Below are 23,908 nucleotides of genomic sequence, written 5' to 3' on the forward strand. Positions count from 1 at the left end.
TCAGTACGGCTTACTGAACGGCTTCGTCCATGAAGGACGGCATCCAGCCTTCGTTCAGATCACGCAGTTCCGAAACGCTGACTTTGCTCTCGCCTTCGATGCTTACCGCATCACCACCGGCCTGACCGATGATGACAGCCGCAACATTGGCACTGGCAGCAGCATTAAGGACCTGATCGGGATCGCGGGTCGCAATCACGTAGCGGCCCTGATCTTCGCCAAACAGCCATGCAGCTTCGCTACCCTGTTCTGGCAGATTGATGTCAGCACCGATATTGCCCGCAAGGCACATCTCGGCGACCGTGACCAAAAGACCGCCATCGGCGATATCGTGGCACGTCCGTACTACGCCAAGCTCGATCAGTTCACGGACCAGCGTACCGGTACGTTTTTCAGCATTCAGATCGACCGGCGGCGGGGCACCTTCTTCGCGCCCTTCGATGGTCTTGAGATACAGCGACTGACCAAGTTCACCGGTCGCAGCACCAATCATAATCAATGCACTGTCATCACGCTTCAGCGCGATGGTGGCATGGTGACCCAGATCGGAAATAACACCAACGCCGCCAATGGCCGGGGTCGGCATGATGCCAACGCCATTGGTTTCGTTGTAAAGTGACACGTTGCCCGATACGACCGGGAAGTCCAGCGCAATGCAGGCTTCGCCAATACCCTGACATGCGCCAACAAACTGGCCCATGATGCGCGGGCGCTCAGGATTGCCGAAGTTCATATTATCCGTAATGGCAAGCGGTTTGGCACCGGTTGCGATCAGGTTGCGATATGCTTCTGCAACGGCCTGTTTGCCGCCTTCGACCGGATCGGCCATGACATAACGCGGGGTACAGTCGGTGGTCGCTGCAATGCCTTTGTTGGTACCTTGAACGCGGACCACACCGGCATCACCGCCCGGACGGACAATCGTGTTGCCCATGACCAGATGGTCATACTGTTCCCAGATCCAGCGACGTGATGCCAGATCAGGTGAGGCAATCAGGGTCTTAAGCGCATCAATATGTGCGACCTTGCCCGAAAGACTTGCCGGATCAATGCGATCCTGTTTCGGGGTAACTTCCCACGGACGATCATATTCCGGCGATGCTTCGGCCAGCGGATCAATCGGAAGATCACCGGCCGTTTCGCCGTGCCATTTCAGAACCATGCGTTTGGTATCGGTCAGTGTACCGATCACCGCAAAGTCGAGTTCCCATTTGTCAAAGATCGCCTTGGCGGCATCTTCACAACCGGGTTTCAGGACCATCAACATGCGTTCCTGCGATTCTGAAAGCATCAGCTCATAGGGCGTCATGCCTTCTTCGCGCATCGGCACTTTATCAAGCCACAGCTCAACACCAACGCCGCCTTTTGAGGCCATCTCGAAGGATGATGACGTCAGACCAGCCGCCCCCATGTCCTGAATGGCGACGATCATATCGGTTGCCATCAATTCAAGGCAGGCTTCAAGCAGAAGTTTTTCCGTGAACGGATCACCAACCTGAACGGTCGGGCGCTTTTCATCACTGTCATCATCAAACTCGGCCGATGCCATGGTGGCACCATGGATACCGTCACGGCCGGTTTTCGATCCGACATACACAACCGGATTGCCGATGCCAGCCGCCGCTGAATAGAAGATATTGTCCGCATCGGCCAGACCCACGGTCATCGCATTGACCAGGATGTTGCCATTGTAAGATGCGTGGAAATTGGTTTCGCCACCGATGGTCGGAACGCCCATGCAGTTGCCATAACCGCCGATACCTTCGACAACACCGCTCAGCAAGTGGCGGGTTTTCGGGTGCTCGGGCGCGCCAAAGCGCAGCGCATTAAGGTTTGCAATCGGGCGGGCACCCATGGTGAATACATCACGCATGATGCCGCCAACACCGGTTGCAGCCCCCTGATAGGGTTCGATAAAGGACGGGTGGTTGTGGCTTTCCATTTTGAAGATGGCAGCCTGACCATCGCCAATGTCAATCACACCGGCATTTTCACCCGGACCCTGAATAACCCAGTCAGCCTTGGTCGGAAGCGTTTTGAGCCACTTTTTCGATGATTTGTAGGAGCAATGCTCGGACCACATAACCGAAAAAATGCCAAGTTCGTTGATGTTGGGTTCACGGCCCATGATTTCGAGAACAAGCTTGTACTCTTCCTCGTTCAGCCCGTGTTCCTTGACCAGTTCAGGCGTGATCGGTGTGCTGTTGAATTCGTTGGTGCTCACGATACGGCCTCCACCATGCTTTTGAACAGACCGCGACCATCAATCCCGCCATGCAGCGGATCGATGGCATTTTCCGGATGAGGCATCATGCCAAGAACATTGCCTGCTTCGTTGATGATGCCCGCAATGTTGCGCTGTGACCCGTTCAGGTTGGTTGCCGGATCGACGTCACCGTTCACATCGCAATAGCGCAGAACAACACGGCCTTCGCCTTCAAGACGGTCAAGCGTGTCTGCATCGGCAAAGTAATTGCCGTCATGATGGGCAACCGGATAATCGACCACGTCGCCCATGCCATACTGGTTGGTAAAGCGGCTGGTGGTGTTTTCGATTTTCAGATGCGTGTTTTTGCAGATGAATTTCAGGCTGGCATTGCGCATCAGCGCACCGGGCAGAAGACCTGCTTCTGTCAAAATCTGGAAGCCGTTACATACACCTAAAATGGTCACACCGGCCTTGGCGCGCTCAGCAACGGCGCGCATGATCGGCGATTTGGCAGCCATCGCCCCGCAGCGCAGATAGTCGCCATAGGAAAAGCCACCGGGGACCATGATGATGTCGACGTTGGGCAGCTCGGTTTCGCCATGCCAGACCACGGTCGGTTTGGTGCCGGTGGCCTGTTCAAGTGCTGCAATGGCGTCATTCTCCCGGTTGATGCCGGGGAAGAGGATGACAGCGGATTTCATGAAATACCGTCTCTCGGTTAGTGTCCGTTAACGCAATCTCGATACGTCAAGGCTTGCAAAAGCAGGGCCTTGGCGGGGCAGTTAAGCCAGCTCGATGGTGTAGTCTTCGATCACGGTGTTGGCGAGAAGCTTCTCGCACATTTCGGTGACCTCGGCCTTTGCCTTTGCGGCATCGGTACCGTCCAGTTCCAGTTCAATGAACTTGCCCTGACGGACGTCATTGACGCCATCAAAACCCAGGCCCTGAAGGGCGTGGTGAACGGCTTTGCCTTGCGGGTCAAGAACACCGTTCTTCAGGGTAACATGAACACGTGCTTTCACGAGAAGCTCCTTTAAGTTCGCATGCGCGGCATTCGCGCGAAGAATGTTTGCAAACAAGACGCTGTCCGATGAAGTGATCACCGGACAGCCATAAGAAAAGGCCGCGCGAGCGCGGCCTTGGGGTGTTATTTGGTCACGTCTTTGTTCAGCGACTCTATTTCGGCGGATTCAGGTAGGACACCAAGACGGCGCGCAACTTCCTGATAGGCCTCTTCGACGCCGCCAAGATCGCGACGGAAGCGGTCCTTATCCATCTTTTCGTTGGTCACGGCATCCCAAAGGCGGCAGTTATCCGGGCTGAATTCATCGGCCAGAACCAACTGCGGGAAGTCGCCTTCCCAAACGCGACCGAATTCAAGTTTGAAGTCGACCAGTTTAATGCCAATGCCGCGCATCAGACCACAAAGATAGTCATTCACACGCAGCGTCATCCCGACAATTTCTTCAAGCTCGTCGGCGGTTGCCCAACCCAGAGCAAGGATATGCTCGTCAGAAACCAGCGGATCACCCAGATCGTCGTCTTTATAATAGAATTCGACAATCGGACGCGGAAGGCGTTCGCCTTCTTCCAGACCAAGGCGTTTTGCCATGGAGCCAGCAACGATGTTACGGACCACAACTTCAATCGGGACAATTTCGCATTTTTTGCAAAGCTGTTCGCGCATGTTAATGCGGCGAATGAAGTGGGTCGGGATGCCGATTTCTGCCAGACGCGTCATGACGAATTCGGTGATCATGTTGTTCAGTACGCCCTTGCCGGCAATGGTGCCGCGCTTCTGAGCGTTAAACGCAGTGGCGTCATCCTTGAAATACTGAATGATCGTGCCGGGTTCGGTACCTTCGTAAAGAACCTTGGCTTTACCCTCGTAAATGGGCTGCTTTCTGGACATTGGCGGGATCTTTCACATCTAGGCCTGCGCTGCAACTGCACAGGCACCCTGAAATTCGCGCCCCCCATATAGCAGTGCTTGGCGAGAAACTCAATTGTCGCTTAAGCTCTATTTACGCAATCTTGATAATCAAAAATTGCAACCGTCTGCTAATGGCTGCCGCGATGGTCGATTTTGCGCTGCAACCAGTTGCGGGGACGTCTTTTTTCCGAACGGACCGATCTAAACATCAATCGGGTGGAATGGTGTGGTGTCGGGTTGCCCATCGGCAAATAACCAGACCGGGCGACGCGGAAGTTCATGTTTGCTTGTCGGAATCGCAGGCAGCCCGATCAGGGATGAGCAAACCGTTTCAAAACCGATATTGCTGCGGACCAGCATGGCATCGGCACGCATGTCGTGATGATCGGGGTCTGGTGTCTTAATCCCGGTATCGGCAAGCAGGGCCTGCCATGCAAACCAGTCGTCGGCTTCGGGATTGGGGGCCGGTGCGCTGATGAAACGCGGCAGGTTTCGTTTGGTGCGCTCGCTGTTTTCTGTATCGTTCAAATCATGGGCCGTTAAGATTGACAGACCTTCGGGGATGTCGGTGATCTCGATACGTCCGGTTCCACGATTGGCCAACCAATAGGCATCCCGGTTATCGGCAATCACCATGTTAAACGGGCGATAGGCATTGCCATCAAGTTCGGCCAGTGCCTGTGCCGCATCAATCGCATCGGCATGGTCAAGGGCCTCAAGCGGAAGCTCCCCACGTGATCTTTTGCCTTCTTCCGGGCCAAGGGTGCCAAACCGGTTCAAAACCGCGGCAACAACCCCGTCTTCGTTCACACCAAGCCAGGTGCCACCGGCCGTTTCATCCAGACCGGCAACCGCATCAGGCCGGTCAGCCCAGTGCCGCGCCGGGGATTTCCACGGTCGGTTATTCATTTCGTCTCGATTGGCGCCAATGATCACCGGCCATTCATGGTCGGGACGGCGTAAAATAATAACAGTACACATGAGCCAGATCAAAGCGTGTTGGTGGGGGATTTGTCAAATTCAAAAGTATCAGGCCAAGGGATGAAAATGCGGCTGCCTGTCCTCAAATACAAATAGATGAGGATATGCAACCTTGCCATCATCAACATGCCTACAAGGACAACGCTATAAAGGAGGGACTGCCATGAACAGCTTTAATGATCGGGAACGCGGGTTCGAAGCCAAATACAGCTTTGATCTTGAACAGGAATTTCGCGTTGAGACGCATCTTTATAAAATGCTCGCAAACTGGGCCGGGCAGCAGATGGGAATGACGCCCGATGAAAGTCAGGATTATACGAACGAAATCATCGGCAAAGTCGTTGCCAACCCGCGCGAAAACGGGGTTGTTGCGCTGTTGCTGGCCGATTTCGGACGCAAGAATATCGATGTTACCGTATCGGCATTGAACGCTAAACTCGAAGAGCTACGTCCGGTTGCGCGGGCTGAAGTCTTGACCTGATGGACAGGATGCTGTTGTCTGCTAAAAACTTCTAGTTTGCAAACCACTAGGGGGTCTCGTATCCTGCGCTCTGAAAACAAAGAAAAGTGGGTGCAACCTTTTGGTGTGGTAATCTTCTCCATGTAGGTGAAGATGCTGATTAGGTAGAAGAAGGGCAACAGCTTTGCGTATCCTTTTGGCGGACGATCACGATTTGGTTCGTGAGGCACTATCACTGCTATTCCAACAGTATTTCGATGATTGTGAAGTTGCTGAAGCTGGTGCTTTGGACCCGGCACTGGACCTGATTGTGGAAAACAACACATTCGATCTGGTTATGCTTGATCTACGGATGCCGGGCATGAATGGGCTTGAAGGTCTGAAACGTGCATTGGACAAAGTTGCATCATCGACCTTCGTTGTTTTGCTTTCGGGCACCTATCGTAGCGAAGATGTACGGCACGCGATTGAAGCCGGCGCACATGGCTTTATTCCCAAGACCCTGCGTGGGCAGGCTTTGGCAAATGCCGTTCAGCTGGTTCTGGCCGGGGATAAATATCTGCCATCCTCGATCCTGAATGATCTTGGTGACGGCAAGGGCGGCGGCGATGGCGACAGTCGCATGGCCGGCGGGTTTGGCAATGAAGGTGATTTTGCCCGTCTGACACCGCGTGAACGTGAAGTTCTGGCTTTGCTGTCAGAAGGGCGTCCAAACAAGGACATCGCCCGTCATCTTGATCTGCGCGAAATCACGGTCAAATATCATCTGAAAAACATCTATCGGAAGCTGAATGTATCGAACCGTGCACAAGCGGTCAAAATGGCGCTTGAAGATATGGCGCGCAGTGGAAATCTGTAGTACGTTCGTCAAAGGCAGCTCTGTTTAAGCTCAAATCCCGGCTCGTGATTTCACGGGCCGTTTTTTGTTGTTAAATCAGGGTTTCTTTCCCTCGTAATGCCATCTGAAACGAGGAATTATCATGAATATTCATATTGCGCTGATCGGCGACCATAACCCCGATGTTACCGCCCATCAGGCCATCCCCAAGGCCCTTGAACTTGCCGGGGTTCAAATCGCTTCACCCATAACTTTCGACTGGATTGCAACGACGGCCTTTGATGGTGTTGATGCAAATGTGGTTCTGGATCGCTATGACGCAATCTGGTGCGTTCCGGCAAGCCCGTATCAAAGCCTGGACGGGGCGCTTGCCGCCATTCGCTATGCCCGTGAAAACAAGGTTCCGTTTCTGGGGACTTGCGGCGGCTATCAGCATGCCATCCTGGAATATGCACATAACGTTCTTGGGCTTTCCAATGCGGCGAACGCCGAAATCGACCCGGATGCGCAAATGCCGCTGATTGCCCCTTTGACCTGTGCGCTGATTGATCAGGATGGCGGGATTGATCTTGTGCAGGCAAGTCTGATCCATGCCCATTACGGGATTGATGAAATAAGTGAAACCTATCGCTGCAGTTACGGTTTTAACCGTGAATATGCCGGGATACTTGATGGGCAGGATCTGGTGATATCGGCGTGGGATCGCGATGGTGATCCCCGTGCGGTCGAATTAAAAGATCATCCGTTTTTCATCGGAACCGCGTTTCAGCCCGAACGATCTGGCCTGCGCGGTGTTGCACACCCGTTGATCACGGCCTTTGTGCAAGTAGCCGCCAAACCATAAACCATAAAAAGCGCCCCCGGAAAATCCGGGGGCGTCGCCATCAAGCCAAGGGGAGGCCTCAGGCAGGTTCGGGCCGGTTGTGGGCCCGGGTATCTGTCGGGTTTGCGGGTGTTCTGCCCGATTGCATGATGAAAACACCGCTCAGGATGATGGTCATTGCCACCACGTGAAGAACCGTGACTGTTTCCCCAAGGATCAGGATCCCCGTGATCAAGCCAATCACCGGCGGGATATAGGTCACGCTCGCAGCTTTGACCGCACCCAGTTTTTCCACCACATGGTAATAGCAAATAAAGGCGATCCCGGTGCCAAACAGGCCAAGGCCAACGATCAGACCAGTCGCGATTTTCCAATCATTAAAAATCGCATCGGCATTGGTCATATCGGTGAATGTCAGCATCATGATCGATGCCAGACCAAGCTGATAGGTACACAGCGCAAGCGATGAAATGCCAAGCGGGCTTAAGAACCGGCGGGCATAGACAAAGGACAGGCCAACACAGGCCGATCCAAAGGCGATATAACCAATTCCCGCCAAATCATTGACCGACACACTGGTGTTCCACGGCTGGGCAATCAACATCACCCCGGCAAAACCAAATAAAAGCCCGCCAATCGACCGGCGGTTGATCGGTTCACTGCGCAGAAAGATGGCTGCTGCGACAAAGGAAAACATCGGGATTGCCCCTGAAAGCATTCCGGCCACACTGGTCGGCAGAAGGGCGATGCCACGGGCAAAGCTGATATAATAAACCGACGCGGCAAGCAGCGACATGACGGCAAAATGATGGATATGACGCAGATGTGCCCAGCGCAGTTTGCGCCGGATCATTGCGACCGCAAAGACGGGGATAAAGCCAATCACCACGCGCACGACCACAACCTGTTCGGGGGAAATCAGGGTGCTGGATGTCTTGTTGAACAGAAATGTCAGGCCCCAGACAAGGGCAAGAAGACCAAAGACAAGATAGGCGTTCTTCTGCATGGCAGTTGATCCATCAAGAGGTATTTGATGGAATTTTATGCCGCTACAGCGTATTCTACAAATCATGCTATCTGACATATGGTATAGAAAAACTGCATCATGGTGTCCTACCCGCCGCTTAAATCCCTACCGGCTTTTGAGGCCGCCTTGCGCTTGAACAGCTTCTCGCTGGCAGCCGACGAATTGAATGTCACGCCCGGCGCGGTGGGGCAGCAAATTCGCAAACTTGAAGAATGGTTGGGGGTGGATTTGTTTACCCGTTCAACCCGGCAGGTCTATCCGACTGCGGATGGGCTGGCCTATGCCGCACGGATTGGCCCGGCATTACAGCAGATCGCCGATGCCAGCGGGTATCTACGCCGTCGGAACGATACGTCCGTTCATTTCGCCATGCCGCCCAGCTTTGCCGCGAAATGGTTTTCACCGCGCATGGCCAAATTCCTGATCATGCATCCGACAACCGCCCTTCATGTCGGATCAACCGAAGAAAAGCCGAATTTTGAACATGACGGGCTCGATATCGCGGTACGTTATTTCAACGGCAATGACGATGGCCTTGAAGCGGTCCTGTTATATCGCGGGCAGGCAGCCGTATTTTGCGCCCCGTCCTATCGCGATCAGCTTGGCCTGACAACGCCGTCTGATTTGGTGCGGGCAACCTTGATCAATGACACCAAACATCATTGGTGGGCCGATTGGCTGGCGACCTATGCCGGTGTCACGCGCGAAGAAACGCAAACTCTTAAACATATCGACATTGACCAAACCGCGATGGTGATCGAAGCGGCCATTCATAATCAGGGCGTGGTGATCGCAAATCCGTTACTGGCCGAAGAAGATGTCAATGAGGGCAAGCTTGTTCACCTGTTCCCGGAACATGTTTTGACCGTGCCGCTGGGTTATTATCTGGTGCATCCCAAGAAGGATGAGCTACGCAGGCAGGTCCGGCTGTTTCGTGACTGGTTGCTTGATGAAGCAAGTGAGCTTACACAAGTTTACTCCCCAATCGGTGTGAGCCGATCGGGGAGGTGATTACAAGTCGCGGTTCATTGAATATGTGCCAGTATAGCAAGCCTTTGCCAAAACATGCCCATCAATCGCTGTTAACAGTTCAGGGCCACCAAAGGGCTGTGGCAGGGAAACTTCATTAACGTCGAGTGCATAAATGGTAAAATGGTAGTGATGAATAAGTGCATCATTCCAGGGAGGGCATGGGCCGTCATAATCAGCATAGTTTCCCCCCATCGTGGGATGGTCAGCAAACCAGTTGGTGTAGTTGTTCAATCCTGCTTCGCCATATGGGCGAGCTCCAGGCTTCTTTCCCGTTGGTGTCACCCTATTTGATGCCTGACCTTCGTCAATTTTGGTTGTTGACGACGGTATATTTGCAACGACCCAGTGGTAAAAGTCGACCCTTGGTAAGTCTGGGGATATTGTTTTGCCCTCAATATTGACGTTCTCACCAGAAGAAGGAACATCGGAATCATGGCAAATGAGAGCGAACGATTTCGTGCCTTTGGGGATGTCTGTCCAGAAAATGGCCGGATTGATGTTCTCCGCCAATTCAAACCGTCCTTCAGTGGGGATTTTACCAAAGGCAAATTTATTGGGTATTGGCGCACCTTCGTTCCATCCTTGAATATGAAGCTTCATTGTTAGGTTTCCTTTTCCGTGTGTATGTCAACTCGGTGGTAGTTATAAGCGCGGAGGGCAGCCCAAAGAGGCTGGCAAGTTGTTCCGGGGCAATATTGTTATTATTTGCCCCGGAAACTGGATTGGGCTGGTTGCGTTCAGATCGTGAGTTCAGGTGGCTTGAATGCGTTTGGAAGGTAAGCCCCCGGAAAGTAAAGCCCCCCCTCCAGGTGCAATTTCGGAAAGATTAAGCATCTGCAAAATTTTCCGGGTCGTGGCCACTGCCGCAGACAAGGTCGGAAGACCAGATGCGCGTTCAATCATTTCAATCGATGGCAAAGAGGGCATCTGCACACAAGCAGATGCAACGATCGCATCAACACCAGTAAGGTCGAGTTTACGCCACAGTTCAGCAGGGGCACACGGATCCTGAGCTGCGACCGCCAAATTGTCAGGAATTTCCAGTGCCAGGAAATCGTGAACTTCAATCCCTTCATTCTCAATGTAGTTGACTACCATTTCAGTGAGTGGCCGCATGTATGGGCAAATTATGGCAACTTTCTTCGCGCCAAGTTCCCGAATACCGTCGATCAGTGCTCCTGCTGAATTGAGAATAGGCGTAGGACAGCCGTTATCCACGGTTGCCTGGTATAGAGTTTCTGATGATGTTCTGTGGTAACCCAGCCCCATCGACATGATTGCAACAAGGCAGGCATATGCTTGGACTTCTACAGCGGCGTCAGACAGCTCTTGGGCGCAACGTTTACTATCGGCATCCATTGCCTCCAGCTCTTCCTTGATCACGCTTTTCATGCGCATGCGTGACGAGTGAAAGGTGAAGCGATCTGGCAGGATATGTTCGCGTGCTTTAAGAAGTGCAGGAATCTCGGTTTCCATAGTGACATTAGAACTCGGCACGATCATTCCGATCCGTCGGGTTCTTTCCGAAAATGACATATTGGTTTCCGTTTCATTTCTCGTGAAAATTACAAGGAAGAACCCATGGTTGTGTCCGGGAGCTACGTCGCGATCTGCAAAGAAGCAGAATGGTAGCAAACATGCAGGTAACGATGGGCAGAGAGCCAAGAAGGCTTGTTTTCAACAAGGACCATCTGCGCGACGCGATGCCGGAGATCGTTTGTGGACCACTGGTACGGTAGATTGAGTTCTCTGCTTTGGGTTCGATTAGGAATAAAAGTGCCAACTGTAGGTTTGAGCGATAGAATGGTTTTGATCATTTAATGTCCCTTTGTGAATCCTTATGATATTTATTTGTATACATATAAATATCATAAGGATGCAATAGAAAACTTTTGTGTATCGACTTATGATCTTGTTCTGGATAAAATCCTCGCAGAAACAGGGGATTGCATATGGCGCGCGTAGCCGACCAACTTATCGAAGAACTCAAAAACGAAATTCAATCAGGTGTACTTAGCCCCGGGGATCAACTCGAAGAGGCGGCGCTTGCCGAAAGATTCGGGGTTTCACGAACACCGGTACGCGAAGCGGTGAGATCACTTGTTGAAAGTGGGCTCTTAGAAACGCGGTCGCGCAAAGGGGCCTTCGTCAGAGTTTTGTCGATAAAGGAATTGATTGATCTGTTTGAAGTATGTGCCGAGCTTGAAGGAATGGCGTGTCGGCTGGCATCAGAACGTTTGACAGATGCTCATTTGAAGAATCTTTTAGAAGGGCTGGAGGCCTGTAACCGGGCTGTTGAGAAGGAAGATACAGAGGCTTATGCCGCTGCAAACCTTCAATTCCATACTGCTATACATAAAGCGTCAGAGAATGATCGGTTAATCGAGCAACTTGCTGACTTATCTAGGACGATCAATCCTTACAGATCGATGCCTTATGGAATTCGAGGTCGTCTTGAGCAGTCACTTGAGGAACATGTGAACATTAAAGATGCGGTGTTGGCAGGTAATGGTGCCGAAGCCGATTTTCTTATGCGTGATCATATGATGCTGCAGGGGCAGCGCTTGCCATTGCTGCTCAGGGCGTACGGACATGAATAAATCTGGAACAAAAAAAGCCCCGGCCAATGACCGGGGCTTTGATATTTGATCCGGGTTGCCGTTAGTCGGTAAACACGCGGGCAAAGATCGTGTCGACATGCTTGGTGTGATAACCAAGGTCAAACAACGCTTCGAGCTTATCCATCGGGATTTTCGCCGTAACGTCTTCGTCGGTTTTCAGAAGCGACAGAAGATCGCCTTCGCGGTTCCAGACCTTCATCGCATTCCGCTGAACGATACGATAAGAATCTTCGCGCGAAACACCATACTGGGTCAGGGTCAGCAGCACGCGCTGCGAGAAGACCAAACCACCCATCTGGTTAAGGATCTCATCCATGCGTTCCGGATAGATCACAAGGTTCTCAACCACGTTCGACAAACGCATCAAAGCAAAATCAAGCGTCACGGTCGCATCAGGACCGATGTTCCGTTCGACCGAGCTGTGCGAAATGTCGCGTTCATGCCACAGGGCAACGTTTTCCATTGCCGGAATGGCCATCGAACGCACCAGACGGGCAAGGCCGGTCAGGTTTTCGGTCAGGACCGGGTTACGTTTGTGTGGCATCGCCGAGGAGCCTTTCTGCCCCTTGGAGAAAAATTCTTCAACTTCGCGCACTTCGGTGCGTTGCAGATGGCGAATTTCGGTTGCCAGATGTTCGATCGACGATGCGATGACGCCAAGGGTCGCGAAATAAGCCGCATGACGGTCACGCGGGATCACCTGGGTCGAAACCGGTTCCGGTTTCAGGCCAAGTTTCGCACTGACATGTTCCTCAACGCTGGGGTCGATATTGGCAAATGTGCCAACAGCACCTGAAATCGCACAGGTCGCGATTTCGTCACGGGCCACAACCAGACGGTCGCGGTTACGTTTGAATTCTGCGTAGAAGGTCGCAAGCTTCAGACCAAAGGTCACCGGTTCAGCGTGGATGCCGTGTGAACGGCCCATGCACGGGACGTCTTTGGTTTCATAGGCGCGCTTTTTAAGCGCGGCCAGAAGCTTGTCCATATCTTCAAGCAGGATATCGGTTGCCTGGGCAAGCTGCACGTTAAAGCAGGTATCAAGCACGTCCGAGCTGGTCATGCCCTGATGCACAAACCGGGCTTCTTCGCCGACCTGTTCGGAAAGTTCGGTCAGAAACGCAATCACGTCATGTTTGACTTCGGCTTCGATACCGTCAATGCGGTCGATGCGGTCCTGGGTATACGGTTTGTCACCTTTTTCCCAAACGAGCTTTGCAGACTCAGTCGGGATAACGCCAAGTTCAGCCAGTTTATCAGCAGCGTGAGCTTCGATTTCGAACCAGATACGGAATTTGTTCGCCGGTTCCCAGATTGCAGTCATCTGTGGACGGGAATAACGGGGGATCATGCGGTCGCCTCCGGGCAAGATGGTTGGGTGCCAGAGAATGATCCGAATGATCGGAATGCGTGATCAATTGCACGATCATCAGGCCGGCACGCTTTCACCGCGTCGGATAGTCCATTCCGGGGGATTTAGCAACCCTGCAGACGGTTATAGCAGGGATGTGACATCATTTTACCAGAGATAAACTTGTGATCTGTTAGAATTATAGCAACTTACATAAGATATGTAGTGTAATTGGACATTGCATAATTGATGGGATGCAGACGATCCGTTCGTTGAGTGGGCAGAAAATTAATGGCGCGTGAACGCGACGAGGCTAAGAGTCAACAAGAAGAAGTGACCGACAGCCACAACACAGATGCGAACTATCTTGCGCAGTTGGTGGATCTCGGTATTGCGCTTTCTGCCGAGCAGGGGCGTGAAGAACTCAACGAGAAAATCCTTCTCGCAGCCCGTAAATTCACCAATGCGGATGGTGGATCGCTTTACCTTGTCAATAACGAGGAAAGCGAACTGCATTTCCGTATCCTGATGAATGATACGCTCAACACCTTCTTTGTGACCGGCCGCGAAGCCCAAAAGCCCTTTCCGCCCTTGCCGCTTTATGACGAAGAAGGACGGCCCAATTACCGCAATATTGCGACCTATGTGGCGCTCAGCGGCAAGTCGATCAATATCGAAGATGCCTATTGTGCCGAGGGGTTTGATTTTTCCGGAACGCGGGCCTTTGATGCCAAGACCGGCTATCGGTCGAAATCATTCCTGACCGTGCCGCTAAAAAACACAAGCGGGACCGTGATTGGCGTTTTGCAATTGATCAATGCGCAGGATGATCAGGGCAATGTGATTGCGTTTGATAAATCTATTGAACCGATCATTAATGCACTGGCCAGTCAGGCAGCCGTTGCGATTGAAAATAGCCGCCTTTTGGTGGCACAACGCGATTTAATGGAAAGCTTTGTGCGTGTTCTTGGTCACGCGATTGATGCCAAATCCCCCCATACAGCAGATCATTGTTCCCGCGTGCCGGTCATTGCCCGGATGCTGGCACAGGCCGCCGTTGATGACAAACGCGGCCCGTTTTCCAATTTCTATCTGACCGACATGGAATGGTATGAGCTTGATCTGGCCGCGTGGCTTCATGATTGCGGTAAGATCGTTACCCCCGATCATGTGATGGAAAAGGCGACAAAGCTTGAAACCATCCATAACCGCATTCACGAAATACGAACCCGGTTTGAAGTCCTGCGCCGTGATGCTGAAATTGCGATGCTGAAACGTAAGCTTGCTGGTGAAGATCCTGACTTGTGTGAAGCCGATTTCAACAAACAGGTGGCCGAACTTGAAAACCAGTTCGCGATGGTTGCCGATGCCAATATTGGCGATGCCGAAATTGATACCGATACGATCTTTGCCCTGCACGATATCGCTGAATTGACCTGGACCCGTCACTTTGATCGGACGGTGGGGCTTTCATGGGCCGAAAATGAACGGCTGAGCAACGGCGAACTGGCAACCATGCGCGAGCCGGGTGTCGAAACGATTTTGATGGACCGCGAAGATCACGTTTATCAGGGGTTCAATAGGGGCGAGCTTTATAATCTGACTGTTTCGCATGGCACCTTGACATCGGAAGAACGTCAGGTGATCAATGACCATGTTGTCATCACACAGGACATGCTCGCGCAATTGCCTTATCCCCGCGAATTACAGCGCATCCCGCAGATTGCCGGCAACCACCATGAAAAAATGGATGGGTCGGGTTACCCGCATGGCCTGACCGGGGATGATATGGGTGTGCTTGAAAAGGTCATGGTGATTGCCGATATATTCGAGGCCCTGACAGCCGTTGACCGGCCTTATAAACGGCCCAAGCTTTTATCTGAATGTATTTCCATCCTTGGCGATATGCGCGACAAAGGACAGATCGACAATGATTTGTTCGAACTGTTTCTGGTCAGTGGCACCTATATCGAATATGGCCGGAAATACTTGCGCCCGGACCAGTGCGATGAAGTCGATATCGAACAGTTCATCATTTCGCGCTGATCAACCTTTTCCAGAATATGACATTTAACCGTTGAGAATTGAATTTCTCCGGGCTACGGGTTATCACGCAAATGGTTTCACCAGACAGGTCCTGACCCTAAATGCATTCGGCCTTTTCGATCATCTCCCCGGCGGCAAATACGCCCGCATGACATCCGCACCGGACATAACAGGACAATGATAGAAACATCGAAGATAACCCTGATGATGATTGCGGTTGTCGGGTTGGGGCAGGCGGCCTTCCTGATGTTATTGCTCCGCCATGAGGGGAAGCGTGCATTTCGGGCAAATCGCTGGCTGATGGTGTTTGCCGGTGCAGCTTGCCTGAGCTTTATCGAAGACATCACGGATGTTATCCTTGATGCCCGACTGGTTTTGCTCCTTGCGCCACTATTCATGGCAGCGGTATTCGCCTTTGTGCCGTCGATCTATCTTTATTTCTGTGAAATTGCCGACCGCCCTGTCCAAAAACCGATCCTTCATTTCGCACCCCTCGGGCCGGTCTTTATTGCGATGTCCGTCGTTGTCTGGATTTTGTTTGCGCAATTTGTTCCCGACATAATCCAGCAGGATGGCATCGAAGTCGAAATTACGCTTGATCGACACTTGCCACTGACGGTTCTGATTGTGGCCGTGTTTGCCGCTCTTTACATTCAGCTTTTCATTTACATGCCCAAAATCTGGAAAGTAGCACTGGGTTATTTGCTTCAGGCAAAAGAACAACTTGGCGCAGATCAGGACGCGTTACGGCGCTGGACGCTGGAAATTCTGATCGGCATTACGGTGATCTTTGTCATATTCACGCTCGCGTCACTGATTGATGTCTTTGTTGCTGATGGCACTTGGCTGACGACATTCGTACAGGGAAGCTTTGTTCTGGTGTTCTTCCGCCTGTGTCACTTGATGGCATCCACGCCCACCCTGTTTGTTCAAGCTGAATGGCAGCAAGGTGATGAGGACACGGTCGAGCAAACAGATCGTGGCGTTTCTCGTGAAAATTCCGGCGAATTCGCGCCTTCAGACGCAGCACGACCATTTCTTGATGAAGAAGAAGTCGCCCGTATCCGGGATCGCCTGAACAGGATTGTTGACGAGACAGATTTGCTGTTTGATCCGTTGCTGTCATTGCCAAAGCTTGCCAGCGCCGTCGGGGCAACGCCGAACCAACTGTCCTATGTTTTGAACCAGCATCTCGATAAGAAATTTTTCGACTTCATCAATGAGGCCCGGACCCGTGAAGCGTCACGCCTTTTGGTCGAGCAACCCGAACGAACGATCCTCGATATTGCCACCAGTGTCGGCTTTAATTCCAAGTCGACCTTCAATCTTGCCTTCAAAAAAATCACCGGTAAGACGCCAAGTGCATATCGGCAGCAAAATCCCGAAAAATAACGATTAAATGCAATATGCTTTAGGGCGTGTGAATGAGCATTCATACGCCTGATCGACCCTTATTCGCGTTCGAGCCTGTAGCATCGGACGCCATCCCCGTTTTTGTGCGGCATCGTCTGGCCATCAAACAAACTAGGGGTGTTTAGACATAATGTTGTTACGTGATTATTTGCGTCGGTATGACGTTGTGATGTTGGTTGCCGGGCTTGGGATTTGTTCCACGGCGTTGTTTATGATTCTGTCGTCTGGTTCGGCCTATGCCCAGACAGCAAATCCCGGGCAACGTGAATTGATCCGCGAACAGGTTAATCCTCAGGAAGAAGATGCCCTTAAGCCATGGTTGGGCGGGGACTGGCAAATCGGGGTTTTGGGGGGTATTAGCAGCAATCCGTATCGCGGGGCAGATTCAACTGATCTCGATGCATTGCCGATGCTGGCCTATGATGCGGAACGCCTGCATATCGGTATTGATGGTATTGATGCCAAAGTCTGGAAAAACGATTTTGCCAGTGTTTCCTTGATTGGCAATCTTCGTATGGAGCCGTTTGATTCTGGTGACTCACCATATCTGAACGGGCTTAAAGACCGTGATATGGCCTATGAGCTCGGTGTTGGCGGATCGTTGCGCTTGTGGCGCGGTGAGTTGCAGGCAAGCCATCTGTTCGATGTGAATGATGCCTATGGCGGGCACGAGGTGGATGTCGGCTACTACGTCCCGACGGACTGGGGCAAGGCCAACTTCAATTTTGGCGGGGGTGTCACCTGGCAAAGCAAGGATCTGACAGATCACAATGTTGGGGTTCGCCGCAACGAAGTGCGCAGCGACCGGGCATTTTATGCACCTGACGCTGCTTTCATCCCGCATGTCGATCTAAGCATCATCTATCCGCTTACCGAGTCTTTCGCCGTCGTCGGCACCAGCGGGGTCGAATTCCTGCCAGCCGAATATTCCGACAGTCCGTTGATTGACGAAGACTATGTCCTGAGTGGCGGTATCGTTCTGGTCTATACCTTCTAAGACCGACTACCGTCGCCAAACATCTTGGGAACTTTCCGATGATGTCGCTGTGATCTAAGCGGACCAGCACCTTAACGGGATTATGCTGGTCCGTGATTTTTGTGCGTGGTGATGTTGAAGGTGGTCTTGGTCAGATCAGGCCAAGACTTTTAAACGAATTATATCCCGCTTGGCTGATGATGATGTGGTCATGAACACTCATGTCCATCGCCTTGGCGGCATCAATGATTTTACGGGTCATATCAATGTCACCCTTTGACGGGGTGGCATCGCCGCTGGGATGATTATGAACCAGAATGATCGCACTGGCATGAAGCTCAAGGGCGCGCTTAATGACTTCGCGTGGATAGACCGGGGTATGATCGACCGTACCACGCTGATGGCATTCATCGGCAATCAGGCGGTTCTTGCGGTCTAAAAACAGCAAATGCAATTCTTCGGTCTTAAGATGCCCGATGCGCACCCGGCAATAGTCAATTAACTGTTCCCAACTAGCAATCACCGGCAATTCCATTGCCCGTTCACGCGATAGGTGTTGTGCGCTGGCCTCGGCGATCTTGATCGCGGCAATGCCTGCTTCGCCAAGCCCCTTGGCAGTTTGCAGGTCTTCCGCCCGGGCCGATAGCACATTGGCAAAGCTGCCAAATTGCGCAATCAACGATTTTGCCAATGGTTTGACGTCGCCGCGCGGCATTGCCATGCACAGCATTAATTCCAGCAATTCATAATCAGCTAACGCAGTTGGCCCGCCTTTGACAAACCGTTCGCGCAACCGTTGCCGGTGGCCGTGATAATGCGGCTTTGCTGTCTTGGCAGGATTTGTGGCTTTGCCAGCGGCAGTCATTGCGGACGAAGCTGCATTTTGCGAAGCCTCATCTGGCGTTAAAGCGGGTGTGGTTCCCGAAGATGCAGGATCGCGGGCCTGATTGAAAAAGACCCGCGTGCCGTCATTGATTTCAGCCGGATTGATGTCAGCAGGGGAAGTGGAAGCAGGCTTGCGATCTTCTGTCTCGCTCAAATCTGCTTCCTCCGTTTTTTGCCTTATTCGGCTGCCGCGCTGATGTCATAGGGCGGTTTGTCCAGACCGGCCGGGGATCGGGTGAAAACTTCAAACCCGTCTTCCGTCACGGCCAGTGAATGTTCAAACTGTGCCGACAGTTTGCGGTCTCGCGTCACAGCTGTCCAGCCATCGGGCAAAATTTTACACGCATAGGTGCCCTGATTGATCATGGGTTCAATCGTAAAGATCATACCCGGTTCCAGAACAAGCCCTTCACCCGGCTTGCCGTAATGCAAGATATTTGGTGCATCATGGAACACCTGACCAAGGCCGTGACCACAGAAATCACGCACAACCGAAAAACGTTCGCTCTCGGCATAGGACTGGATGGCATGACCAATATCGCCAAGGGTCGCACCCGGCTTAACCGCATTGATCCCGCGCCAAAGCGACTCATAAGTCACATCGACAAGACGCTGCGCCATAACCTTTGGCGTGCCCGCAATATACATCCGTGACGTATCGCCATACCAACCATCAAGAATCACCGTGACATCAATGTTCATGATGTCGCCATTGCCAAGCTTCTTGTCACCGGGAATACCGTGACAGACCACATGGTTGATCGATGTGCAGATTGATTTCGGGAAACCGCGATATCCAAGACAGGCCGAAATCGCATTGTGATCGCGGATATATTCATCACACAGGCGATCAAGCTCGCCCGTGGTCACCCCCGGCACAACATGCGGGGTAATCATATCAAGCACTTCCGCTGCCAGCCGTCCGGCGGCGCGCATGCCTTCAAATGCTTCGGGTCCGTGAAGTTTGACTGTTCCGTTCGCCACCCGAAAATCTCCTTAAGCCAGGCTATGTATCAATGCGTTTTATAGTCCAATGACATAAAGCCAGACGCCGGAATTGGCAAGGATTGGCTGATATGCGCCATGTTGTCTGCTTATGGTTCGATAATCGGGAGTACGCTTCGCACCGTGACCGCGCTGGTATCAATCGAACAGTCATAGGCAATCGCCTCGACCCCGTTTGCCCGTGCTGATTGGAACCGGTCCCCGTAATGCGGGTCGATATCGGTCGAAAGGGTAAATCGATCACAATCGGTCCGCTGGATCAGATAAAACATTACCGCACGATGACCTTCGGCGACCATATCGGCCATTTCATCCAGATGCTTTGCCCCGCGTGCGGTGACCGCATCGGGGAACTCCGCCACGCCCGGTACATCGTCATCGCGTTTCAAATGCACGTTCTTAACTTCGACATAGCAAAGCCCGCGCACAGGGTCAGAAAGCAAAATATCAATGCGCGAATTCTTACCGTATTTGACTTCACGTTTCAGGGTTTCGTAGCCCTTAAGTTCCGGCACCTTGCCGTTCAGAATGGCTTCTTCGACAATCGCATTGGGATGGGCTGTGTTAATGCCGATCCACGCATCACCGATCTGGCACAACTCCCAACTGAATTTCAGTTTGCGCTTTGGATTATCCGATGTCGAAAGCCAGACATCAATACCCGGCTCCTTAAGCCCGATCATCCCACCCGGATTGGCACAATGGGCTGTAATAACGTCCCCGTTATCAAGTTCGACATCGGCCAGAAAACGTTTGTACCGCTTGATCAGCTTGCCATGGATCAGGGGGTGGGGAAGCTGCATATCGAACCTTTCGGAAAACTGTCCTGACATGAACTGTCAGGGGATTGACGCGATCAGACTGCCAATTTCGCGGCAAAGCGGTCATACATCAACCCCTTGCGACGAATGACCATATTCAGGAGCCATCATGCGCCAAAGCCTGCGCGATAAAATCATTGCCGTTTGCGATCAGAAAGTTGCGCAGAAAGGCGAAAATGTCGGCCTGTCATTCTATGCGTTCTTTGCCAATCGCAATGATGACCCGGCATTGTTGATGGAAGCCGCCACCTGGTGGATTAAAACCCACCAGCTTGATCATTTTGAAAAGGCGATCAAAATCCGCGAGATGGTTGTGGACGGGAAATAATCCCGCCCGTTTGATCCTTATTGTTTTTTGGCGTCATCACCCAAAAAATCGACAAGGCTGACCTGACCTGTGCCACGGCGCAGGGGTTTTGGCTGGCTTTCATCCGGGGCCCATGCGGTCAGATAGATGATCTGAAACTTTGCATGAATGCGGCCATCAGGTCGGGCGTGGCGTTCGTGATAAATCGCCGCTGCGCGCGCCAATGTGCTGCGTTTGGTGAATTTTTTGGATCGCTTGGCAACAAGGTTGCTTTCGCCCATGCCCGAAAGATCACGCATCAGTTTCAGGGCATCGGGGTAATCGATCAAAAGATCATCGGCATCGACAACCGGAAGGGCAAAGCCACTGCGTTGAAGCAAGGCACCGGCATCCTTCACATCGACAAACGGCGAAACCCGCGGCGATACACCGCCTTCTTCTTCGGCCTCTGCCGTCATCAGGGCTTCGCGAAGATCCTTAAGCGTTTCACCGCCCAGCATACAGGCCAGCAACAATCCGTCGGATTTAAGCGCCCGGCGGGCTTGCAGCAACATGCCGGGCAAATCATTGACCCAATGAAGCGACAGGTTGGACAGGATCAGATCAAGCGATCCTTCGGCAAAGGGCAGGAATTCTTCATCCGCGACAATCGTGCCATTGGTGTTACTGGCGTTATTGGCTTGTGCTGCCATGGCATAACGCTGCGAAATATCGGCTTGATAAAGCTGTTCGATCTCGCCGCGTTTGCCAATGATCTGGCCCAATTCACCACTATGACAGCCAAGATCAACCGCGATCGGGAATGAACGGGTCGTGTCATCAAGCCGGTCGGCAAGCCGTTCGGCGGTTTCGGCAAACAGGAAATTGAAATCCTGTGCGCGGGTTGCTGCGCGATCACGGCGCAGCTTTAAAATCTGTCGATCAAAGACAGTGATCGGATCGGCCATCGGGCGGGATGCTCCGGCAAAGTCGTTTCAAATGTTACGACCTAGATAGAGCGTTGCTCCCGCCCTTGCAATGCAAGAACAAAAAACCTTGGTTCTGCTAAATGGCCAATATAAGCGACGCGTCGTCCTCGTCTTCTGTTTCGGCGGGGATGGCACAACACATCAGGGCTTCGTCATCGCCAACCGCTGCGCCGGGCCGGTTTTTATAGGTAACACGGCCTTGCGTGATCTTGGTTCGGCATGTGCCGCAATTCCCACCCCGGCAGCTTGCCTCGGGCGCAAGACCGATATCCTCGGCAAGCTCCAACAGTGTTTTGTCCGCATCCGGTTGCCAAACCGCAAACCGGTCTGACTGCGCAAATTCGACTTTTACTGGTTTGCTGCTTGCGGGGGGCAGTTCGGGCAGATCATCAAAGGCATCCGGACTGCGGGTAAGCGATGCTGGACCGAATGCCTCTGCATGGATGCGGTTATTGGCGATATTCAGCCCGTGAAGCCCGTCATAAATCCCCTGCATGAAGGGCGGTGGGCCGCACAGGTAAAAATCAAAATCATCAAACGGCAATATCGCACGCAACAAATTCATGTCGATAAAGCCCGATGCTTCATAATCCTTACGCGGGGTTGCGCCATCAGCATTGCCCAGAACCCGGATGATCCGAATATTGCCTTGTGCTGCCTTGACGAGTTCGACGATTTCATCGTCAAACGCCCGGTCTTTCAGCGTGCGGGCAGCATAAAACAACCAGATCGGACGAAAATTGCGTGTGCGCAGTCCTTCATAAACGACCTGGCGCATCATCGAGATCATCGGCGTAATGCCAATGCCGCCCGCCATAAGGACCAATGGGCGCTTTGCGTTCAGATCAAGGAAGAAGTCACCGGCGGGTGCACGCGCCTCGATGACATCACCAACCCCAAGCATATCATGCAGGTGACTTGATACTGCCCCTTCGCGCTTCACACTGATCCGATAATGGTCGTCCGATGGCGCACTTGAAAGCGTATAGGTCCGGATCACTGGTTTGTCGCTGCTTCCAATTTTAACCCGGATCGGTAGGTGCTGACCGGCCCGGAAGGGCAACGTGCCATTCTGATCAACCGGCTCAAGATGAAAGGACTTGATCAAGTGGTTTTCGTTGGTAATCCGGGCAATCCGGAACGGGCGCCAACTTTGCGCCGCCTTGATCGCCGAAAGTTGCCGTTCCGCAGTTTCCCAATCACCGGTCAGCAAACTGTTGGGCGACATGCCATCCGCCTGTGTGCGCCAACGGATCGGCAGGGCCGACTTCCGCCAAACTGCCTTGTGCGGAAATACACGCCAAAGGCGTTCCGCCCCCTGAAAGGCCGTAATTTCCGGCCCTTCTGTAATGACATCAGCGGCGCCGGTAATTTGAAGAACATCACCGGTGGCAAAATCGGTAAACACCAGTCCGGCCTTTGGATTGGACAGGATATTTCCCAGTGTGTTGAAAAACAGGTTTCCGGCAAAATCGGGAATGGTCAGGGTGCCATCTGCATCGACATGAACAAAGCCTGCTTTGCCCCCGCGGTGGGAAACATCGACTTCCCGGTTTTCATCGCTGCGATCAACATAGGTCGCAACGAAAAAGGTATCGGCCTGCGCGATCATGGCGCGTGCACGATCATCCAGTCCTGTTGATGTTTCAGGCTGCAAAGATATTGCGGCCAATGGATCGCGGATGAATTCGAAATCACGCAGCCGGATATATTGCGGGCAATTGCCAAAACTGTGCCCGACCCGGATGGCAAAACCATCATCGGATCGGCGCATGATCCGCCCGTTCAGCCGGTTGCGCCGCCGTGACTGTAACTCAATCCCGATCATGCCGATTGCCTTGCCATCCCCCATACCGGCATCGGCCGGATCAGTCGCATCGCGCGGAAGGTCGACCGAAAGCTGATAAGGGTCGGGGGAGTGCAAAAAACCGGGATGATTGGCCCGCAACGTCGCCCAGACATCCCCATTGTCATCGACCGCGCCAAACACGGCAAAGGGCAGTTGCGGATAAAACTGTCGATGCTGATCAAGCAGATGATCACGCAACACGCGTTTGCCGATTTCTGCCATCTGGTCGCGGACCCCGACCAGCTCCTGCATATAGATTTCTCCGGCGTGCCACGGACCGTTATTTCCATGTTCGCGCAAGGTGGATTGCTTTGCTGACATCGTCGGCTGATACGGGGTGTGGAGGCGCGTTGTCATCACGGT

At 52.6% G+C, this 23,908-nt stretch carries 23 protein-coding genes; 9 read left to right on the forward strand and 14 right to left on the reverse strand.

Features of this window, described 5'->3' with window-relative positions; genetic code table 11:
• Window positions 1-10 precede the first annotated feature (10 nt).
• The 5 genes from purL to ACQ0MK_RS01735 all read right to left on the reverse strand — a co-directional run bounded on the left by purL (window position 11) and on the right by ACQ0MK_RS01735 (window position 5,123).
• Window positions 11-2,224, reverse strand: coding sequence for a phosphoribosylformylglycinamidine synthase subunit PurL (purL, locus tag ACQ0MK_RS01715; RefSeq protein WP_430474558.1), 2,214 nt, complete (start codon window positions 2,222-2,224; stop codon window positions 11-13).
• On the reverse strand, window positions 2,221-2,910 hold the full coding sequence (gene purQ, locus ACQ0MK_RS01720; protein WP_430474559.1) for a phosphoribosylformylglycinamidine synthase subunit PurQ: 690 nt from the start codon (window positions 2,908-2,910) through the stop codon (window positions 2,221-2,223). Before purQ ends, purL begins: the two co-directional genes overlap by 4 nt.
• A gap of 81 nt (window positions 2,911-2,991) precedes the next feature.
• Complete coding sequence (gene purS / locus ACQ0MK_RS01725; RefSeq protein WP_350041857.1) at window positions 2,992-3,231, reverse strand: phosphoribosylformylglycinamidine synthase subunit PurS; 240 nt, start codon at window positions 3,229-3,231, stop codon at window positions 2,992-2,994.
• Window positions 3,232-3,356: 125 nt separating this feature from the next.
• A complete protein-coding gene (gene purC, locus ACQ0MK_RS01730; RefSeq protein WP_350041856.1) occupies window positions 3,357-4,121 on the reverse strand; it encodes a phosphoribosylaminoimidazolesuccinocarboxamide synthase in 765 nt (254 codons plus the stop codon).
• 222 nt (window positions 4,122-4,343) lie between these two features.
• Entirely contained in the window at window positions 4,344-5,123 is a 780-nt protein-coding gene (locus ACQ0MK_RS01735) for an NRDE family protein (protein ID WP_430474560.1), read from the reverse strand.
• A 163-nt stretch (window positions 5,124-5,286) separates the two neighbouring features.
• On the opposite strand from ACQ0MK_RS01735, the gene ACQ0MK_RS01740 reads away from it, so the two are divergent.
• From ACQ0MK_RS01740 to ACQ0MK_RS01750, 3 genes are all read left to right on the forward strand, one after another.
• Window positions 5,287-5,604, forward strand: a complete 318-nt coding sequence (locus tag ACQ0MK_RS01740; RefSeq protein WP_350041854.1) for a DUF1476 domain-containing protein — start codon at window positions 5,287-5,289, stop codon at window positions 5,602-5,604.
• Between the two features lie 163 nt (window positions 5,605-5,767).
• Window positions 5,768-6,442 (forward strand): response regulator, encoded by a 675-nt coding sequence (locus ACQ0MK_RS01745; RefSeq protein WP_430474561.1) that lies wholly within the window; start codon window positions 5,768-5,770, stop codon window positions 6,440-6,442.
• Window positions 6,443-6,563: 121 nt separating this feature from the next.
• Complete coding sequence (locus ACQ0MK_RS01750) at window positions 6,564-7,265, forward strand: CTP synthase C-terminal region-related (seleno)protein (RefSeq protein ID WP_430474562.1); 702 nt, start codon at window positions 6,564-6,566, stop codon at window positions 7,263-7,265.
• A gap of 58 nt (window positions 7,266-7,323) precedes the next feature.
• Here ACQ0MK_RS01750 and ACQ0MK_RS01755 read toward each other — a convergent pair whose 3' ends face one another.
• Window positions 7,324-8,250 (reverse strand): DMT family transporter, encoded by a 927-nt coding sequence (locus ACQ0MK_RS01755; protein ID WP_430474563.1) that lies wholly within the window; start codon window positions 8,248-8,250, stop codon window positions 7,324-7,326.
• 99 nt (window positions 8,251-8,349) lie between these two features.
• On the opposite strand from ACQ0MK_RS01755, the gene ACQ0MK_RS01760 reads away from it, so the two are divergent.
• Window positions 8,350-9,282: a LysR substrate-binding domain-containing protein gene (locus ACQ0MK_RS01760; protein ID WP_430474564.1), complete on the forward strand. Its 933-nt coding sequence runs from the start codon at window positions 8,350-8,352 to the stop codon at window positions 9,280-9,282.
• Here the strand turns inward: ACQ0MK_RS01760 and ACQ0MK_RS01765 are convergent, their stop codons facing one another.
• Window positions 9,283-9,903 (reverse strand): YbhB/YbcL family Raf kinase inhibitor-like protein, encoded by a 621-nt coding sequence (locus tag ACQ0MK_RS01765; protein ID WP_430474565.1) that lies wholly within the window; start codon window positions 9,901-9,903, stop codon window positions 9,283-9,285.
• Between the two features lie 150 nt (window positions 9,904-10,053).
• Window positions 10,054-10,839, reverse strand: a complete 786-nt coding sequence (locus ACQ0MK_RS01770) for a maleate cis-trans isomerase family protein (protein ID WP_430474566.1) — start codon at window positions 10,837-10,839, stop codon at window positions 10,054-10,056.
• Window positions 10,840-11,255: 416 nt separating this feature from the next.
• On the opposite strand from ACQ0MK_RS01770, the gene ACQ0MK_RS01775 reads away from it, so the two are divergent.
• On the forward strand, window positions 11,256-11,903 hold the full coding sequence (locus tag ACQ0MK_RS01775; RefSeq protein ID WP_430474567.1) for a GntR family transcriptional regulator: 648 nt from the start codon (window positions 11,256-11,258) through the stop codon (window positions 11,901-11,903).
• Between the two features lie 61 nt (window positions 11,904-11,964).
• Here the strand turns inward: ACQ0MK_RS01775 and purB are convergent, their stop codons facing one another.
• Complete coding sequence (gene purB / locus ACQ0MK_RS01780; protein ID WP_350160123.1) at window positions 11,965-13,275, reverse strand: adenylosuccinate lyase; 1,311 nt, start codon at window positions 13,273-13,275, stop codon at window positions 11,965-11,967.
• Window positions 13,276-13,566: 291 nt separating this feature from the next.
• Here purB and ACQ0MK_RS01785 point away from each other — a divergent pair, with 291 nt between their 5' ends.
• From ACQ0MK_RS01785 to ACQ0MK_RS01795, 3 genes are all read left to right on the forward strand, one after another.
• The gene (locus tag ACQ0MK_RS01785) at window positions 13,567-15,321 is read left to right on the forward strand and encodes an HD domain-containing phosphohydrolase (protein ID WP_430474568.1); all 1,755 of its coding nucleotides are present in this window, start codon (window positions 13,567-13,569) and stop codon (window positions 15,319-15,321) included.
• A 177-nt stretch (window positions 15,322-15,498) separates the two neighbouring features.
• Window positions 15,499-16,713: a helix-turn-helix domain-containing protein gene (locus ACQ0MK_RS01790; RefSeq protein ID WP_430474569.1), complete on the forward strand. Its 1,215-nt coding sequence runs from the start codon at window positions 15,499-15,501 to the stop codon at window positions 16,711-16,713.
• Window positions 16,714-16,864: 151 nt separating this feature from the next.
• Window positions 16,865-17,731: a MipA/OmpV family protein gene (locus ACQ0MK_RS01795; protein ID WP_430474570.1), complete on the forward strand. Its 867-nt coding sequence runs from the start codon at window positions 16,865-16,867 to the stop codon at window positions 17,729-17,731.
• A gap of 130 nt (window positions 17,732-17,861) precedes the next feature.
• Here the strand turns inward: ACQ0MK_RS01795 and radC are convergent, their stop codons facing one another.
• The 3 genes from radC to sfsA form a co-directional block, all read right to left on the reverse strand.
• Window positions 17,862-18,749 carry a RadC family protein gene (radC, locus tag ACQ0MK_RS01800; protein ID WP_430474571.1) on the reverse strand — a complete coding sequence of 296 codons (888 nt, stop codon included), beginning with the start codon at window positions 18,747-18,749 and terminating at the stop codon, window positions 17,862-17,864.
• A 23-nt stretch (window positions 18,750-18,772) separates the two neighbouring features.
• Complete coding sequence (gene map, locus ACQ0MK_RS01805; protein ID WP_350047572.1) at window positions 18,773-19,579, reverse strand: type I methionyl aminopeptidase; 807 nt, start codon at window positions 19,577-19,579, stop codon at window positions 18,773-18,775.
• A gap of 110 nt (window positions 19,580-19,689) precedes the next feature.
• On the reverse strand, window positions 19,690-20,403 hold the full coding sequence (sfsA, locus tag ACQ0MK_RS01810) for a DNA/RNA nuclease SfsA (RefSeq protein ID WP_430475998.1): 714 nt from the start codon (window positions 20,401-20,403) through the stop codon (window positions 19,690-19,692).
• 127 nt (window positions 20,404-20,530) lie between these two features.
• Here sfsA and ACQ0MK_RS01815 point away from each other — a divergent pair, with 127 nt between their 5' ends.
• Window positions 20,531-20,749 (forward strand): DUF6500 family protein, encoded by a 219-nt coding sequence (locus ACQ0MK_RS01815; protein WP_430474572.1) that lies wholly within the window; start codon window positions 20,531-20,533, stop codon window positions 20,747-20,749.
• 17 nt (window positions 20,750-20,766) lie between these two features.
• On the opposite strand, the gene ACQ0MK_RS01820 is transcribed toward ACQ0MK_RS01815, so the two are convergent.
• Together ACQ0MK_RS01820 and ACQ0MK_RS01825 are read right to left on the reverse strand one after the other, a co-directional pair.
• On the reverse strand, window positions 20,767-21,675 hold the full coding sequence (locus ACQ0MK_RS01820; RefSeq protein ID WP_430474573.1) for a methyltransferase domain-containing protein: 909 nt from the start codon (window positions 21,673-21,675) through the stop codon (window positions 20,767-20,769).
• Between the two features lie 97 nt (window positions 21,676-21,772).
• The gene (locus ACQ0MK_RS01825) at window positions 21,773-23,902 is read right to left on the reverse strand and encodes a pyridoxamine 5'-phosphate oxidase family protein (protein WP_430474574.1); all 2,130 of its coding nucleotides are present in this window, start codon (window positions 23,900-23,902) and stop codon (window positions 21,773-21,775) included.
• Window positions 23,903-23,908 lie beyond the last annotated feature (6 nt).

Source organism: Thalassospira lucentensis (assembly GCF_050516545.1).
In the GTDB taxonomy this organism is placed as follows: domain Bacteria; phylum Pseudomonadota; class Alphaproteobacteria; order Rhodospirillales; family Thalassospiraceae; genus Thalassospira; species Thalassospira lucentensis_C.

Coding starts and splice junctions, on each gene's coding strand:
- sfsA (WP_430475998.1), bottom strand. CDS start 20,403: ATGCAGCTTCCCCACCCCCTGATCCATGGCAAGCTGATCAAGCGGTAC.
- ACQ0MK_RS01760 (WP_430474564.1), top strand. CDS start 8,350: ATGGTGTCCTACCCGCCGCTTAAATCCCTACCGGCTTTTGAGGCCGCC.
- ACQ0MK_RS01820 (WP_430474573.1), bottom strand. CDS start 21,675: ATGGCCGATCCGATCACTGTCTTTGATCGACAGATTTTAAAGCTGCGC.
- purQ (WP_430474559.1), bottom strand. CDS start 2,910: ATGAAATCCGCTGTCATCCTCTTCCCCGGCATCAACCGGGAGAATGAC.
- ACQ0MK_RS01765 (WP_430474565.1), bottom strand. CDS start 9,903: ATGAAGCTTCATATTCAAGGATGGAACGAAGGTGCGCCAATACCCAAT.
- ACQ0MK_RS01825 (WP_430474574.1), bottom strand. CDS start 23,902: ATGACAACGCGCCTCCACACCCCGTATCAGCCGACGATGTCAGCAAAG.
- purB (WP_350160123.1), bottom strand. CDS start 13,275: ATGATCCCCCGTTATTCCCGTCCACAGATGACTGCAATCTGGGAACCG.
- ACQ0MK_RS01815 (WP_430474572.1), top strand. CDS start 20,531: ATGCGCCAAAGCCTGCGCGATAAAATCATTGCCGTTTGCGATCAGAAA.
- ACQ0MK_RS01750 (WP_430474562.1), top strand. CDS start 6,564: ATGAATATTCATATTGCGCTGATCGGCGACCATAACCCCGATGTTACC.
- ACQ0MK_RS01755 (WP_430474563.1), bottom strand. CDS start 8,250: ATGCAGAAGAACGCCTATCTTGTCTTTGGTCTTCTTGCCCTTGTCTGG.
- ACQ0MK_RS01740 (WP_350041854.1), top strand. CDS start 5,287: ATGAACAGCTTTAATGATCGGGAACGCGGGTTCGAAGCCAAATACAGC.
- ACQ0MK_RS01795 (WP_430474570.1), top strand. CDS start 16,865: ATGTTGTTACGTGATTATTTGCGTCGGTATGACGTTGTGATGTTGGTT.
- ACQ0MK_RS01770 (WP_430474566.1), bottom strand. CDS start 10,839: ATGTCATTTTCGGAAAGAACCCGACGGATCGGAATGATCGTGCCGAGT.
- ACQ0MK_RS01790 (WP_430474569.1), top strand. CDS start 15,499: ATGATAGAAACATCGAAGATAACCCTGATGATGATTGCGGTTGTCGGG.
- ACQ0MK_RS01785 (WP_430474568.1), top strand. CDS start 13,567: ATGGCGCGTGAACGCGACGAGGCTAAGAGTCAACAAGAAGAAGTGACC.
- ACQ0MK_RS01775 (WP_430474567.1), top strand. CDS start 11,256: ATGGCGCGCGTAGCCGACCAACTTATCGAAGAACTCAAAAACGAAATT.
- ACQ0MK_RS01735 (WP_430474560.1), bottom strand. CDS start 5,123: ATGTGTACTGTTATTATTTTACGCCGTCCCGACCATGAATGGCCGGTG.
- purC (WP_350041856.1), bottom strand. CDS start 4,121: ATGTCCAGAAAGCAGCCCATTTACGAGGGTAAAGCCAAGGTTCTTTAC.